Source organism: Streptomyces sp. NPDC000345 (assembly GCF_042898825.1).
In the GTDB taxonomy this organism is placed as follows: Bacteria; Actinomycetota; Actinomycetes; order Streptomycetales; family Streptomycetaceae; genus Streptomyces.
The window spans coordinates 102,497-117,301 of record NZ_JBIAZE010000016.1 but is presented as its reverse complement, the minus strand read 5'-3'; the positions used below and the strand labels follow the sequence as shown (position 1 = coordinate 117,301).

Annotated in this window: 13 protein-coding genes; 5 read left to right on the top strand and 8 right to left on the bottom strand. The window is 74.1% G+C overall.

Annotation, left to right across the window (positions count from 1 at the left end):
* Positions 1 to 69 precede the first annotated feature (69 nt).
* Positions 70 to 1,596 carry a von Willebrand factor type A domain-containing protein gene (locus ACFY30_RS31470; protein ID WP_390848536.1) on the top strand — a complete coding sequence of 509 codons (1,527 nt, stop codon included), beginning with the start codon at positions 70 to 72 and terminating at the stop codon, positions 1,594 to 1,596.
* Between the two features lie 110 nt (positions 1,597 to 1,706).
* A complete protein-coding gene (locus ACFY30_RS31465) occupies positions 1,707 to 3,626 on the top strand; it encodes an AMP-dependent synthetase/ligase (protein WP_390848535.1) in 1,920 nt (639 codons plus the stop codon).
* Between the two features lie 67 nt (positions 3,627 to 3,693).
* Here the strand turns inward: ACFY30_RS31465 and ACFY30_RS31460 are convergent, their stop codons facing one another.
* Together ACFY30_RS31460 and ACFY30_RS31455 are read right to left on the bottom strand one after the other, a co-directional pair.
* Positions 3,694 to 4,098 carry a rodlin gene (locus ACFY30_RS31460; protein ID WP_390848534.1) on the bottom strand — a complete coding sequence of 135 codons (405 nt, stop codon included), beginning with the start codon at positions 4,096 to 4,098 and terminating at the stop codon, positions 3,694 to 3,696.
* 196 nt (positions 4,099 to 4,294) lie between these two features.
* Positions 4,295 to 4,702 carry a rodlin gene (locus ACFY30_RS31455; RefSeq protein WP_390848533.1) on the bottom strand — a complete coding sequence of 136 codons (408 nt, stop codon included), beginning with the start codon at positions 4,700 to 4,702 and terminating at the stop codon, positions 4,295 to 4,297.
* A gap of 294 nt (positions 4,703 to 4,996) precedes the next feature.
* Between ACFY30_RS31455 and ACFY30_RS31450 the strand changes: the two genes are divergently transcribed.
* Together ACFY30_RS31450 and ACFY30_RS31445 are read left to right on the top strand one after the other, a co-directional pair.
* Positions 4,997 to 5,248: a chaplin gene (locus ACFY30_RS31450; protein WP_390848532.1), complete on the top strand. Its 252-nt coding sequence runs from the start codon at positions 4,997 to 4,999 to the stop codon at positions 5,246 to 5,248.
* Between the two features lie 107 nt (positions 5,249 to 5,355).
* Entirely contained in the window at positions 5,356 to 6,195 is an 840-nt protein-coding gene (locus ACFY30_RS31445) for a hypothetical protein (protein ID WP_390848531.1), read from the top strand.
* Between the two features lie 51 nt (positions 6,196 to 6,246).
* On the opposite strand, the gene ACFY30_RS31440 is transcribed toward ACFY30_RS31445, so the two are convergent.
* Positions 6,247 to 7,533 carry an ATP-grasp domain-containing protein gene (locus tag ACFY30_RS31440; RefSeq protein WP_390848530.1) on the bottom strand — a complete coding sequence of 429 codons (1,287 nt, stop codon included), beginning with the start codon at positions 7,531 to 7,533 and terminating at the stop codon, positions 6,247 to 6,249.
* Positions 7,534 to 7,704: 171 nt separating this feature from the next.
* Between ACFY30_RS31440 and ACFY30_RS31435 the strand changes: the two genes are divergently transcribed.
* A complete protein-coding gene (locus ACFY30_RS31435; protein ID WP_390848529.1) occupies positions 7,705 to 9,234 on the top strand; it encodes a glycosyl hydrolase in 1,530 nt (509 codons plus the stop codon).
* A gap of 28 nt (positions 9,235 to 9,262) precedes the next feature.
* Here ACFY30_RS31435 and ACFY30_RS31430 read toward each other — a convergent pair whose 3' ends face one another.
* From ACFY30_RS31430 to murJ, 5 genes are read right to left on the bottom strand one after another with little or no spacing between them, the layout of a single operon-like run.
* Complete coding sequence (locus ACFY30_RS31430; protein WP_390848528.1) at positions 9,263 to 10,378, bottom strand: GNAT family N-acetyltransferase; 1,116 nt, start codon at positions 10,376 to 10,378, stop codon at positions 9,263 to 9,265.
* Positions 10,375 to 11,019, bottom strand: coding sequence for a lipopolysaccharide biosynthesis protein (locus tag ACFY30_RS31425; RefSeq protein WP_390848527.1), 645 nt, complete (start codon positions 11,017 to 11,019; stop codon positions 10,375 to 10,377). Before ACFY30_RS31425 ends, ACFY30_RS31430 begins: the two co-directional genes overlap by 4 nt.
* Entirely contained in the window at positions 11,016 to 12,203 is a 1,188-nt protein-coding gene (locus tag ACFY30_RS31420; protein ID WP_390848526.1) for a glycosyltransferase, read from the bottom strand. The genes ACFY30_RS31425 and ACFY30_RS31420 overlap by 4 nt, the downstream gene beginning before the upstream one ends.
* Positions 12,200 to 12,931, bottom strand: a complete 732-nt coding sequence (locus tag ACFY30_RS31415; RefSeq protein WP_390848525.1) for a polysaccharide deacetylase family protein — start codon at positions 12,929 to 12,931, stop codon at positions 12,200 to 12,202. The genes ACFY30_RS31420 and ACFY30_RS31415 overlap by 4 nt, the downstream gene beginning before the upstream one ends.
* Complete coding sequence (gene murJ, locus ACFY30_RS31410) at positions 12,918 to 14,606, bottom strand: murein biosynthesis integral membrane protein MurJ (protein WP_390848524.1); 1,689 nt, start codon at positions 14,604 to 14,606, stop codon at positions 12,918 to 12,920. Before murJ ends, ACFY30_RS31415 begins: the two co-directional genes overlap by 14 nt.
* Positions 14,607 to 14,805: the final 199 nt, after the last annotated feature.

Genomic DNA, 14,805 nt, shown 5'->3' with positions numbered 1-14,805 from the left:
CGTGCCGCACGTTCCGGCCCCCTGTCCCGTCACCGTCACATACATCGACGGACACAGGGGGCCCGGCACATGAAGACCCGATCGACACCAGCACTGCTCGCCTGCGCGACGGTCACCGCACTCCTCCTCACCGGCTGCGGCGCGGGTGACTCCTCCGGCGGCGACGCCACGGACGGCGCGGCCCGCCGCAGCGAGGCCTTCCCCGCCCCGAGCGCGCCCCGCACGGACGAGGACGGCAAGGCGGTGGCCCCGGACCACCTCTCCACCTTCGCCCTCGACGTCGACACCGCCTCCTACGGCTACGCCCGCCGCACCCTCGCCGACGGCGCGCTGCCCGACCCCTCGACGATCCGCCCCGAGGAGTTCGTCAACAGCTTCCGCCAGGACTACGAACGCCCCGACGGCGACGGCTTCTCGGTCACCGTCGACGGCGCCCGCACCGGCGCCGAGGACTGGTCCCTGGTCCGCGTCGGCCTCGCCACGCGCAGCGCCACCGAGGAGTCCGAACGCCCGCCCGCCGCCCTCACCTTCGTCATCGACGTCTCCGGCTCGATGGGCGAACCGGGCCGGCTGGACCTCGCCCGGCACTCCCTCGCCACGATGACCGACCGCCTCCGCGACGACGACTCCGTCGCCGTCGTCACCTTCAGCGACGAGGCCGAGACCGTCCTGCCGATGACCCGCCTCGGCGGCCACCGCGGCCGTGTCCACGACGCCGTCGACAGCCTGGAGCCGACCGACTCCACCAACCTCGGAGCCGGCGTCGAGACCGGCTACGCCACCGCCGTCGACGGCCTGCGCGAGGGCGCCACCAACCGGGTCGTCCTGGTCTCCGACGCCCTCGCCAACACCGGTGAGACGGACGCCGACGCGATCCTGGAACGCATCGGCACCGCCCGCCGCGAACACGGCATCACCCTGTTCGGCGTCGGCGTCGGCAGCGACTACGGCGACGCCCTGATGGAACGCCTCGCCGACAAGGGCGACGGCCACACCACCTACGTGTCGACCGAGCAGGACGCCCGCGAGGTCTTCTGCGCGCAGCTCCCGAGGAACATCGAGCTGACCGCCCGCGACGCCAAGGCCCAGGTCGCCTTCGACCCCGAGACGGTCGCCGACTTCCGCCTCGTCGGCTACGACGACCGCGCGGTCGCCGACGACGACTTCCGCGACGACCGCGTCGACGGCGGCGAGGTCGGCCCCGGCCACACCGTCACCGCCCTGTACGCCGTCCGCACCCGGCCCGGTGTCCGGGGCCCGCTCGCCACCGCCACCGTCCGCTGGCTCGACCCTGACACGCGCACCCCGCACGAGACCTCCGGCCGGCTGGAGACCGGGGCCCTGCACGACGGCCTCACCGACGCACCGGTCCGTTTCCAGGTCACGGCGACGGCCGCCTACTTCGCGGATGTCCTGCGCCGCGCGGAGACCCCGCTGCCGGGCGCCCCGTCCCCGGCCGAACTGTCCGAGCGGGCCCACTCCCTGGCGGACCGGACGCAGGACAAGGACGTCCGTGAGCTCGCGGCGGCCATCGACCAGGCAGTGCGGGCGGGCTCCGCGGAGGGCGGCGAGGAGCCGGCCCCGGCGAGCGGCTGAGTCCCGCCCGCCCCGGTCCGCGTCGCCCGGACACAGCGGTTGAATTTTTCTTACTTGCGAGTAAGTTGACTGCCCAGCACCTGCCAGCCGCACCGCGACCGGGAGCCGTCATGGGCGTACGCAAGGATCTGAAACGGGCGAAGCAGCGCACCCACCTGGCCGCCCGCACCCGGGTCGAGCTCGTCAGGGACGCCTCCGGCACCGTACGCGAGGCACGGACCGCGCCCCTGGTGGAGCCGCCCGCCACCGGCAGCATCGCCGACCTTCCCTTCACCAATGCGGCCGAGGCCCCAGACGCGGTGGTCCTGCGCCGCAGACGGGCCGACGGCTGGCACCCGGTCACCGCCGCCGCGTTCGCCGCCGAGGTCACCGCCACCGCCAAGGGCCTGATCGCCCACGGGCTCGAACCGGGCGGCCGGGTCGCGGTGATGTCCCGCACCCGCTACGAGTGGACCCTGCTGGACTTCGCCGTCTGGGCGGCGGGCGGCCAGACCGTCCCGGTCTACGCCACCTCCTCCGCCGACCAGGTCGACTGGATCGTCCGGGACTCGGGCGCCGGCCTCGTCGTCGTCGAGAACGCCGAGAACGCGGCCACGGCGAGGGCCGGCACGGCCCACCACCCGCTGCCCCCGCGGATCCTCGAACTCGACGCCGACGCCGTCACCGAGCTCACCGCCCACGGCCGGGACCTCCCCGACGAGGAGGTGACCAAGCGCCGCGAGGCCCTCACCCCCGACACCACCGCCACCATCTGCTACACCTCCGGCACCACCGGCCGCCCCAAGGGCTGCGTGCTCACCCACGCCAACCTGCACGCCGAGGCCGGCAACCTCCTCGAACTGCTGTACCCGATCTTCAAGGAGGTGACCGGCGAGACCGCCTCCACCCTCCTCTTCCTGCCGCTCGCCCACATCATGGGCCGTACCCTGCAGATCGCCTGTCTGACGGCCCGCATCGAGACCGGCCACTTCCCGAGCGTCAAGCCCGACGAACTGCGGCCCGCGCTCAGGGAGTTCCGGCCCACCTTCCTGGTCGGCGTCCCCTACCTCTTCGAGCGCATCCACGACACCGGCCGCGCCACCGCCGAGAAGATCGGCCGCGGCGCCTCCTTCGACCGCGCCGAACGCGTCGGCGTGCGCTTCGCGGAGGCGTACCTGGAGAAGTTCCTCGGCCGGGGCAAGGGCCCAGGCCCCGGCCTCTACGCCGCCTGGGCCCTGTACGACCTGCTGGTCTACCGCCGTATCCGCAAGGAACTGGGCGGCCGTATGCGCTATGCCATCAGCGGCGGCTCTCCGCTCGACCGCACCCTCAACCTCTTCTTCCACGCCGCCGGCATCGTCGTCTACGAGGGCTACGGCCTCACCGAGACCACCGCCGCCGCCACCCTCGTCCCGCCTCTCGAACCCCGGCCCGGCACGGTCGGCCGGCCCGTCCCCGGCACCGCCGTCCGCATCGCCGACGACGGGGAGGTGCTGATCAAGGGCGGGGCCGTCTTCCACTCCTACTGGAACAATCCGGCCGCCACGGCCGAGGTCCTCACCGACGGCTGGTTCGCCACCGGTGACCTCGGCGCCCTCGACGAGGACGGCTACCTCACCATCACCGGCCGCAAGAAGGACCTGCTGATCACCTCCGGCGGCAAGAACGTCTCCCCGGCCGTCCTGGAGGACCGGCTGCGCAGCCGCGCCCCGGTCGGCCAGTGCCTGGTCGTCGGCGACAGGCGTCCCTTCGTCGCCGCCCTGATCACCCTGGAACCCGACGCTGTCGCCCACTGGCTGTCCGTGCGCGGGCTGCCCGCCGACACCCCGCTGTCCGAGCTCGCCCGCGACCCGCGGATGCGCGCCGACGTGCAGAAGGCCGTCGACTACGCCAACGAGGCCGTCTCGCGCGCCGAGTCGATCCGGGCCTTCGCCCTGGTCGACGGCGAGTTCAGCGAGGCCAACGGACTGCTCACACCGTCCCTGAAGGTGAAACGGCACGCGGTGACGGCCCGGTACGCGCAGGAGATCGAGGACCTCTACCGCGCGTGACACACGCGAACGGCGGGTCACCGGGATTCCGGTGACCCGCCGTTCGCGGACTGTCAGAGGCGGCGGCTCAGCCGTTCTGCGCGCCGTTGGCCGAGAGCAGCGCGATGTCGTCCAGGATGTGCGACAGCGGGTCGTCGCCCTTGGCCTGGGTGGAGTTCTCGACACACTGCTGGTTCTGCGACGAGGACAGGATCGGGGTGTCCTGGAGCAGCGGGGCGGGGCCCGGGGCAGTGGCGGTGTTGAGCTTGGCCGGCAGGCCGATGCAGGGCTTGTTCAGCGAACCCTGGACCAGCGAGAGCTGCGGGCTCATGTCGCCGAACGTGGCCGAGTTGCCGAACTCCTGCGAGGCACCGTTGCCGCTGGCGGAGGTGGTGCCGCTGTCGTCGCCGAGGGCCAGGGCCTGGGGGGCGGAGGCGATCGCGAGACCGGCCAGGGACGCGGCGACAGCCGCGGTTGCCCACAGCTTCTTCATGTTCTTTCCCTTCGAAAAAGCGGACTCCGGGGGAGGAGCTGCGTGATCGTCAACGCGCCGGGGCGGGCGGAGGTTGCGCCCTTTGCTCCGTTTGGAGCAGCGCATGGGGCGCCGCGGTCACGCGCCCCTCACTCGCATGCCGAACAGCGGGCCGCCGGTGACCGGCGGCCCGCTGTTCGGCGAGAGGAGGCGTGGCTCAGTGGTTGCCCGCGCCGTTGCCCGTGAAGAGCGAGATGTCGTCCAGGATGTGCGACAGCGGGTCGTCGCCCTTGGCCTGGGTGGAGTTCTCGACACACTGCTGGTTCTGCGACGACGACAGGATCGGGGTGTCCTGGAGCAGCGGGGCGGGGCCCGGGGCCACAGCGTTGTTGAGCTTGAGAGGCAGGCCGATGCACGGCTTGTTCAGCGAACCCTGGATGAGCGCCATCTGCGGGCTCATGTTGCCGAAGGTGGCCGAGTTGCCGAACGACTGGCTGGCGCCGTTGCCGCTGGCGGAGGTGGTGCCACTGTCGTTGCCGATGGCGAGGGCCGGGGCCGCCGCGGCGGCGGAGACGCCGAGGATGGAAGCGGCGACCGCGGCGGTGGCCAGTACCTTCTTGATCACGTGTAAGTCCCTTTCGTGTGAAACCCCGTCCACCGGAGCGTTCTGACCAACATCTCTCCGAGTCGTTTGGTTGCTCCGCTTCACTCCGATGGCCCATTGGTACATTTTCCGCTGTTCAGGTGAAGTGCTTTTCCTGTGTGGGCAATACGTGTCAATAGTATGAAGACATTCGAGTGAATAACCCGGCGGCGGGCGTTCGCCGCATTCCATGCCGTCAATCTCTCGTGTGCAGCCTGCTGGTCATGGTGCGAGCCGATCCGATAGCGCTCGCTCGGTTCCGACCGTCAACGAGGCATGGCCGCAGAGAAGGGACAATTCATGAAGAAGAGCGCTGCCGTCGTCGCGGGTCTGGTTCTTGCCCTGGGAGGTGCCGCCTCACCGGCCTTCGCCGACGCGGAGGCGCATGGCGTCGCCATCGGTTCGCCGGGCTTCCTTTCCGGGAACGTGATCCAGAATCCTCTTCACTTCCAGCTGAACGTGTGCGGCAACACGTTCGGGTCCGGATTCCTGTCCCCGGCCTTCGGCAACATCTGCGTCAACGACTGACGACACGTCACTCCAGCCGCACGGCTGGGCCGAGGCCGGCCCTGGGACAGCTTCAACGCGTTCCGGGGCCGGCTTTTCCCACTTCTCCAAGCAGGAAGACAACGAGATTGCGACAGACCCTGAGCAAGGGAATGGTCGCGGCCGCAGCCGCGACCGGCCTCCTGTATCTGTGCGGGGGCGCCGCCCTGGCGAACTCGCACGACACCGGGACGGCCACGGCTTCGCCCGAGGTGGTGTCGACCACCACCGGCGCGACTCCCACGGACAAGGAGACGACCGGCCCCTACGGCACGTGGCCGTACGGTGACGAGGACGCCGGCTACGGCGGCCACGGAGACGAGGAACCCGGTTACGGCGGCCACGACGACGAGGACTCCGACCACGGGGACCACGGCGACAAGGGCTCCGGGTACGGGGACCGCGGCGACAAGGAACCCGGTTACGGCGCCAAGGGACCCGAGGAGCACGGCGACAAGGGCTCCGGGTACGGGGACCACGGCGACAAGGAACCCGGTCACGGGGACCATGGCACCAAGGAACCCGGTTACGGCGGCCACGGCCACGAGGGCTCCGGTTACGGCAACGGCAGCGGCTACGGCAACGGCAACGGCCACGGGGACGACGACTCCAGCCACGGCACGCACCCGCCGCACACCAAGCCCCCGCACACGACCCCACCCCCCACCACGAAGCCCCCGCACACCAAGCCCCCGCACACCAAGCCGCCCCACACCAAACCGCCCCACACCGAGCCTCCGCACACGACCCCACCCCCCTACACCCACCCCCCGCACACCCATCCGCCGCACACCGCCCCGCCGCACGAGCCGCCGCAGCTGTCCCACACCGGCAGTGAGGCCATGCTGGCCGCCTCGGGCGTCAGCGCCGTGCTGATCGCGGGTGGCGTCATCCTGTACCGCCGGGGCCGGACCGCGCCCCGACGCTGATCGCGCCGGGTGCCGGACGCGCTCACGTCCGGCACCCGCGCGGACCGCGCCTCAGCGGCTGCCCGCCCTCTCGTCGTCGGTCTGCTCCGCCGCGGGCACCGGCGAGGGCGCGGGCACCCGGGGAACCGCACCGCCCGGCCGGGGGGCCGGTAAGGCCGGCCGGGGCAGCCGGTCCCGCAGGTGCCGGGTGACATGAGCGCACCACAGGCGCCGCATCGCACGTCCGGGGGCGGGATCGTCACTCGCGTACCAGGCCAGTTCACGGCCCTGCGGCGCCGGGCGCAGCGCGGCGAGCGGCGCGTAGTTCTCGACCACGAACGTCCGTCCGGGCAAAGGCGCTTCGGCCGGCAGCGGACGGTGGGTCAGGTCCAGGTGCTGCGCCCGTACGACGTCCAGGCCCGCGGCGTCGGCGAAGAGCCGGAACTGGGCGCCGGGACGCGGGTTGAAGTCGAGCAGGTGGTAGGCGCCGGTGCCGCCGCAGCGACGGAAGTCGAGATCGAGGATGCCCCGGTAGCCGAGGAGCTCCGTGAGCCGTTCGGCGTGCGCGCGGACCCGCGGGTTCTCGGTCCACTCGCCCACCGCCGTCAGCCCCGCGCCGCGCGGCCAGGCGCACAGCTTGCGGCCCGGGCCGCCGCCGCGCAGGGCGCCGGAGCGGTCGGCGTACCCGTGGAAGAACCAGTCGCGGCCGGGACCCGGCGGCAGGAACGCCTGGAGCAGCAGCGGGCTGCCGGCCTCCTCGCCGCGCAGGAACAGCTCGCGCGCGGCGCGGGCGGAGCGCACGAGGACCGTGCTGCGCAGTCCGGTGCCGGCCGGCAGCAGCCAGGGCCTGCTCCACTTCGCCACCAGCGGCAGTCCGAGCCGGCGGGCGACGGAGGCGGCCTGCGCGGCGCTGTCGGGGATCACCGTCCGCGGATACGGCACGTCCGCCGCCGCGCACAGCCCGGCCAGTTCGGCCTTGTCGGCGACCCGTCCGGGTACCTCGCCGGGCTGCTCGGGCAGCAGATAGGCGGGCGCCAGCTCCTCACGCAGCCGGCCCACCGCGACCGCGCCCGCGTCGTCCATCGGGATCAGCACGGCGGGCCGTTCGATCCGGGCGGCCACCCCGAGCAGGACGGCGGCGATGTCGGCGGGCGCGGCGCCGGGCGGCGGCGGGGGATGCAACTGACCTACGAAACGGGACCGGCCGACGGGGCTCCCCGTCACGTCGGCGACCACGTGCACGTCGATTCCGGCGCGGCCGAGCGAGCGCACGGCTCCCAGCGTGCCGTGGTGGAAGGGGTTCCGGTCGATCCGCAGCAGTACGGCGGGGACACGGGTGTCGAGCTGTGACTCGGGCATCTCTCTTCTCTCCCAGTGCTTCTTCTGCCGGGTCACCGGCGCGGACGAGCGGGGCGACCCGAAAGCCGTAACGCCGGTGGCGGCGTCAGGTTCTGTGTGCCTCTCATATGACTACGTGTCAGTAATGCGTCCGCATCCCCGTGACACCGTGAGAGTGAAAGAGGAGCAGGCATGGCCCCACAGCAGCGACGGGTCCGCACCCGGCGGCCGGCCCTCGCCGTCGCCACGGCGGCGGCCGCGGTGTCGGCGGTACTGGCGTCCGGACCGGGACCCGCCGTGGCCTCGCCCGTGCCGGTGCCGAGTGCGACGCCGGCGTGGACACCCGGCGCCCTGCCCACGCACGCCCCGAGCGCGATGCCCGCCCCGGCGTCCGGCACGACGCCCGCCCACACAGCCGGCGGGACATCCGGTGAGGCGTCCGCCCAGCCGGCCGCCCCGGCCTCCACCCCCGCGCTCGCGCCCTCGGCCCCCGCTCCCGAGACGCCCGCGCCTTCGAGCCCCGCTCCCACGACCTCCGTCTCCACCGCCCCCGTCCCCACCCCCGCTCTCGCCACCCCCGCGTCCACGACCCCCGCCGCCGTGACTCCCGCACCGGCCGCCGCCCCCGCCTCCACGCCCCGCGACACGTCCACCCCCGCGTTCGGCGCCTACCTCGACTACGGCGCCCTGGGCGTGGCCCGGATGGCCCGGTTCAGCGACTGGCTGGGTGGGGCCGAGCTGCGGGTCGGGCACACCTACCTGCCGGGTGACCAGTGGCGGAACATCGAGGGCGCGCCCGGCTTCCTCGACGTGTGGGCGGACTGGCGGCGGGAGAAGGACGACCGGATGCTCGTCCTCAACGTGCCCATGCTGGAGCGCAACGAGGAGGGCGTCTCCGACGCCGAGGTGCGCCATCTGCTCCAGCGGGGCGCTGCCGGGGAGTACGACCACCATTTCCGCGCCCTCGCCGGGCGACTGGTCGCGCTGGGGGTGCCGGACACGGTGATCGTGCTCGGCTGGGAGATGAACGGCACCACGTACACCCACCGCTGCGGACCCGATCCGCAGGCCTGGAAGACGTACTGGAACCGGATCGTCACCGCCATGCGCGCGGTGCCCGGGCAGAGGTTCCGGTTCGACTTCACGCCGACCCGGGGCATGGACGCCGTTCCGTGGACGGAGTGCTATCCCGGGGACGACACGGTCGACATCATCGGCATGGACTCCTACGACCAGCCGACCGGCCTGTCCTTCGACGAACAGGTGACCGAGCCCCTCGGGCTCAGGGAGCACGTCGACTTCGCCCGGGCCCACGGCAAGCCCGTCTCGTATCCCGAGTGGGGGCTCTTCCGCAACGGCGACAACACGGAGTACATGCGGCGCATGCTCGCGTGGATGGACGAGCACAAGCCCCTCTACAACACGCTGACCGACTACTGCCCGCACGGCGTGTGGCAGTGCCGGGAGAACCCGCGGGCGTCCGAGGTCTACCGCTCGCTCCTGTACGGCCGTACGGACGACCGGATCCCGCCGGCGATCCCGGTGCCCGCCGTGCCGCCGGCCGGCTCCACGGCACCCGTGACGACACCCGCCACGCCCGGCACGCCCACGACCCCGCGGGTTCCTGCGGACTGCTCGCCGCCCGGCCTCGGCGGCCGGTCCGGGAGCCGGCTCGGCGGCGGGCCGTGCCCGGGCCTCGACCGGTGGCCGCGCCACCGGTGAGCCCCGGCGCACGGGCGGTGGGACCGCGTCAGGTCCCGCCGCCATCGTGACGCTCCTTCCGCTGCTCCCGGCGCAGCAGCAGCTCCTTGCCCCGCCGCCGCGCCGCCACGTCACAGACGACCGCCGACAGCAGCGGGGCGGTGCGCCGGCGGGCCAGCAACAGCCGCTGGTTGACGACCGGTTCGGGCCGCCAGTGGTGCTTGTACGGCTCGTTGCCGCGCAGCAGGCTCAGCGCGGCCCGCCCGCCGCCCCGGGTGTGCTCGGCGCACGCGTCGAGCAGCATCACCGCCACGTCCGCCTTGCGCTCCCGCAACCGCGGATGGGCGCCGTAGAGGTAGCCGCCCGCCAGCCGGTGCGACAGAAGGGTCAGGTCGACGGCCACCACGTCGTCGTCCAGCCGGAACTCGGTGACCACCGCGTTCCCGGAGCGCACCATCGGCCCGACCGAGCGCACCAGGTGCTCGCCGAAGCGCGGCCGCAGGTGCTCGCCCGTCACCTTGCGGCCCTGCCACTGCAGCCGGTGCAGCTCCAGGAGCCGGCGCAGCGCCCCGTCCACCTCGTCGGGCCGTACGGCCTGCCGCTCCACCCCCAGCGCGGTCAGCTTGCGCAGCTTGGCGCGCACCCGCTGGGCCTTCGCCGAGGGGAGCCGGGCGACCAGCTCGTCCATGGGCACGGCCGGCAGTTCCAGGCACACCGAGTCGCCCACCCGGCGCCGGGGCCCGCCCCAGCGTTCGTAGACCTGCTCGACCGCGCCGCCCGGCCGCACCTCGCGGAAGTCGATCAGCGCGGTGCGGGCGGCCGCCGCGAGCCCCTCGGTGAGCGCGGCGACGGCCCGCTCGGCGTGTCCGTCGTCGACGAGGACGTCACCGTAGTCGGAGATCGCACCGCCGAGCGGGACCAGCGCGGGCACCGGCCGGCGGACGGCCGTGAGCGGGGCGACCGCGACCAGTTCGGTGCCGTCGCGGACCACGAGCAGCCGCAGCCGGCCGCGTCTGCCGTAGGACAGCCACCACGAGTGCAGCCAGGCGTGGGTCTGGAACGGGGTGGCCGTGGCGCACCGCCGGTAGAGGCGGTCCCAGGCGGGGGCGAGGCCGGCGAAGGCCTGCTCGTCGGTGACGAGTTCCGTGGTGTACGGCGGTTTCACAGTGCTCCATGGAGGTCCGCGGCGGGGGCCTGACCCGGTACGGCGGCGGTGGCGGCCGGCGTCTCCCGCTCCCGCCTCGGCCGCACCAGCAGCACCAGGCCCCCGAGCAGCCCGCCCGCGCTCGCCCCGACCAGACCGGTCAGCGCCGGGGAGGCCGAGGACGGGTCGGTGGGCCGCACCGCGCGGGCGAACTGCTGGAGTTCGACGTTGGTGGTCTTCCGGCTGCTCCGGGCGTGCTCGGTCAGGGACAGGGAGACCGCGTTGGCCATGTCGGCGGCCAGGCCGGCGCTCGGGGCGGTGGCCGTGATGGAGACCATCGGGGCGTCCGGCGAGGTCGCGGTGCGCACACTGCGCTGGAGCGTGCGCACCGGCACCCCCGCCGCCCCCTGGGCGTCCCCGAGCACCGCGAGCTGCGTCGCGACCCGCCCGTAGGCCTGTGCGAAGCCCAGCGCGGACGCCGGGTCGGACTTCTCGGTGGGGACGGCGACGACATAGGCGGTGGCCGTGTACACGGGCGGCTGGAGGGCGCCGTACGCACCGCCGAGGAGGCCGCCCGCGACGGCACCGGCGGCCAGCAGGGACCAGGGCGGGAGCGACCTGACGCGGCGCAGGGCGGCGGGACGGCGGGGGTGCTCGGTCATGGGGACGTGACTCCCTGGGATGTCGGGGAAGCGGACGGGGCGGCGGAAGCGACGGGAGGAACGGCGGACGGCAGGGGGCGCCCGGAGACGACCGCCGCGTACACGTCCATGAGCCGGTCGGCGCTGCGGGCGATGTCGTAACGGCGGGCCGCGTCGGGCGTGCCGCGCGGGCCGGGGGGTGCGGCGCGGGCCTCGGTGAGCGCGCGGACGAACGCGTCGGTGCCGCCGGTCACCCGGCGGGCGCCGGGCGCGGGGATGCCCTCGAGCGCGGGGCAGGACGCGTAGAGGACGGGCAGTCCGCAGGCCAGCGCCTCCACCACCGCCAGACCGAAGGTCTCCTCGGGCGAGGGGGAGGCGAGCACGTCCATCGCGCAGGCGAGGGACGGCAGGTCGGGTCCGGGGGTGCCGTCGCCCGCGCAGGGGCGTTCGCCGGTGAGGAGCACGCGGTCCGCGACCCCCGCCTCCCGTGCGGTGCGCCGCAGCGCCTCCTCCTCGGGGCCGCCCCCGACCAGCAACAGGCGGCAGTCGGCGGGGAGTCCGGCGAGGGCACGTACGACCACGTCGAAGCGCTTGCCGGCGGTGAGGCGGCCGACGCCGCCGATGACGTACGCGTCGTCCGGGAGACCGAGCTGCCGCCGGGTGCGCAGACGGGCGGCCGGGTCGAAGCGGAAGCGGTCCGGATCGATGCCGTTGGGCACGACCTCGATCCGGGGCGCCGGGACGCCCCAGGCCCGCAGCCGGTCGGCGACGGCGGGGGAGACGGCGACCGTGGCGCGGCCCAGACGCTCACTGGCCAGGTAGAGCGCGCGGACCCCGGCGGACAGCCGGCGGCCCTCCACCTGCGTACCGCCCAGGGAGTGTTCGGTGGCCACGATCGCCCGGATCCCGGCGAGGCGTGCGGCGGGGCGGCCGTAGACGCAGGCGCGGTAGAGGTGGGTGTGGACGAGGTCGTAGCCGCCGGCGCGGATGATCCGCACCAGGCGGGGGAGCGCGGCCGGGTCGCGGTTGCCGCGCATGCCGAGGTCGACGACCCGGACGCCGTCGGCCCTCAGCCCGTCGGCCACCGCGCCCGCGTTCGTCAGGGTCACGACGTCGCAGGTGACCGGCAGATGCCGCAGCAGCAGCCGCAGCTGCTGCTCGGCGCCGCCCACGCCGAGCCCCGTGATGATGTGCAGGACCTTCACCGCGCCACCCCGACGGGACGGCGGCGCAGCGGGTGCAGCCGGTACTTGAGGAACATCCGGGCGGAGGTGTCGTTCTGGCCGACGTGCACCCGGGGGAAGGCGTGCGGGCCGGTCAGCGGGCCGGGGTCGATCGCGCAGGCGTACGTGTATCCGGCGTTCCGTACGGCGTCCACGGCCCGCCGGTCGACCGTCCCGTAGGGGTAGCAGAAGCCGGCGGGCGCGGGGCCCAGCAGCTCGGCGAGGGCGGCGCGGCTGCCGGCGGTCTCCGCCCGCAGGGCGCGGTCGTCGGCGCGGGTGAGGTCGACGTGGGTGAGGCCGTGCGAGCCGATCTCGACGCCCTCGGCGGCGGCCTGCCGGATGCCGTCGGCGGTGAGCAGCGGCTTGCGCGGGCCGAGCGGGTCCCAGGCGTTGTCGCCGCCGAGCCGGCCGGGCAGCACGAACAGGGTGGCCGTGCAGCGGTGGCGGCGCAGCACGGGGAGGGCGTGGGTGAGGAAGTCGGCGTACCCGTCGTCGAAGGTGAGGCCGACGAGACCCCGGGGGGCGGGCGCGGCGAGCAGTTCGGCCATGGAGACGCCCCTGAGGCCCCGGCGGGTCAGCCAGGCCAGCTGCCGGTCCAGCCGCTCGGGCGTGACCGTGACACGGTACGGGTCGTCGGTGCAGTCGGCCACGGAGTGGTACATCGCCACCCAGGGGACAAAGCTGCGTCTGCTGGTGTCAGGAGCGGCCATGGGAGAGCCTTCGGGTCGCGGAACGTAGGGAACGGAGTGCGCGGGTGACGCCCTGGACGTCCAGGGCCCAGCCCAGCAGGGCGAAGACGGCGGTCACGGTGAGCCCGCCGGCGACGAGCCCGGCGAGGGCGCCGCCGAACTGGCCGACGACGAGGAGCCCGGCCAGGGTGGCCGCCAGGGCCGCCCACCCGGGCCGGCCGAGTTCGAGCAGCACGCCCAGGGTGTGCAGCGGGACGCTGCGGGGGCCCGTCCCGGCCAGCAGGGCCAGCGCGGTGACGGTGATTCCGGCCGCGTTGGCGGCGGCGATCCCGTACACGCCCCAGGGGCCGACGGTCAGCGCGCCGAGGCAGGACGTCACCACGATCCCGGCGGCCATCGCGCCCACCGGGTACCAGCGGCCTCGGCCCGCCGAGAAGTAGGAGCGGACGAGGACGCCCGTCAGGGTCTGGCCCAGCAGCCCCAGCGCGTACACCCGCATCACACCGGCCGTCGCCGCCGTGTCCTCGGCGGTGAACGCGCCCCGCTGGAAGAGGAGTTCGATGATCTGCGGGGCGCAGGCCAGCACGGCCGCCGTGCCGAGCAGCACGATGCAGGCGGCCAGCGACAGGTCCCGCTCCACCCGGCTGCGGGCCCGCTCGGTGTCCCCGTCGGCGAGCGCCCGCGCGACCACCGGGAAGGTGACCGTGCAGACCATCACCGACAGGATCATCGGCATCTGCGCGACCTTCTGCGCGTAGTTGAGGTGCGAGATCGCCCCGGCGGGCAGGTTCGAGGCCAGGAACCGCTCGACGAGCACCTGCGACTGCCGGCACAGCGCGAACAGCAGCACGGTCACCAGGAGGGCGGTGTCGAGCGGCCGCGCCTCTTCCCCGGCCGCCTCCCCGTCCGGCGTGCGCCTGCGCAACTGCCTCAGCAACGAGGGGAGTTGTACGACGACCATCAGGCAGCCGCCGACCGCCACCCCCGCCGCCGCCGACCGCACCCCCCACAGCCCGCCGAGCGCGAACATCCCGGTGACGATGCCGACGTTGTACGCCACGTAGATCGCCGCGGGCGCCACGAACCGCCGGTGCGCGCGCAGGGCGGCGCTGCAGTACCCGGCGAGCCCGAAGCTCACCACACAGGTCGCGGTGAGCCGGGTGCAGTCGACGGCGAGCGCCGGATCGGGCAGACCGGGGGCGAGGACCCCGACCAGCTGGGGGGCGATGGCGGCGAGCAGGGCGCCGATCGCGGCGAACGCCAGCGCCAGGCGCGGCAGCGTCCCGGCGACCAGGGCGCGGACCGGATCGCCGGGGGCGCCCCGGGCACGGCGGGCCAGCGCCATGCTGAACGCCGGGATCAGCGCGAACGCCAGCCCGTCCTCGATGAGGAGCGTGGCCGCGAACTCCGGCACGGTCCACGCGACGAGGAAGGCGTCCGTGTCGCTGCCCGCCCCGAACAGCCGGGCCAGCGCCTGGTCACGGACCAGCCCGAGCAGGGACCCGGCGACGGAGAGCGCGGCGGTGACGAGGGCTGCCCTGGCGAGGAAACCCCGGGAGGCCGGGGGGAGTTCGGCGGGCTCATCGCCGCCGGGCGCCTCCTCGGCCCGACCGGCCGACCGCGCCGGCGGCACCACCACCCCGCCGCCGTCGCCGCGCGGGGTCCGCCGATGTGTCCGGAAAGGCGTCCGCCTCATCGCGAGCGGACCTCCCCGCCCTGCCGGACCTCCCCGGCCTGCCGGACCTCCCCGGCCTGCCGGACCTCCCCGGCCTCCTGGTCCTCCCCGGCCTCCTGGTCCTCCCCGGCCTCCTGGACCTGCCCGGCCTCTTGGGCCGCTCTGGCGGCTCGCCCGCCCTGTCCGGCCTCTTGGGCTGCTCCGGCGGCTTGGCCGCCCT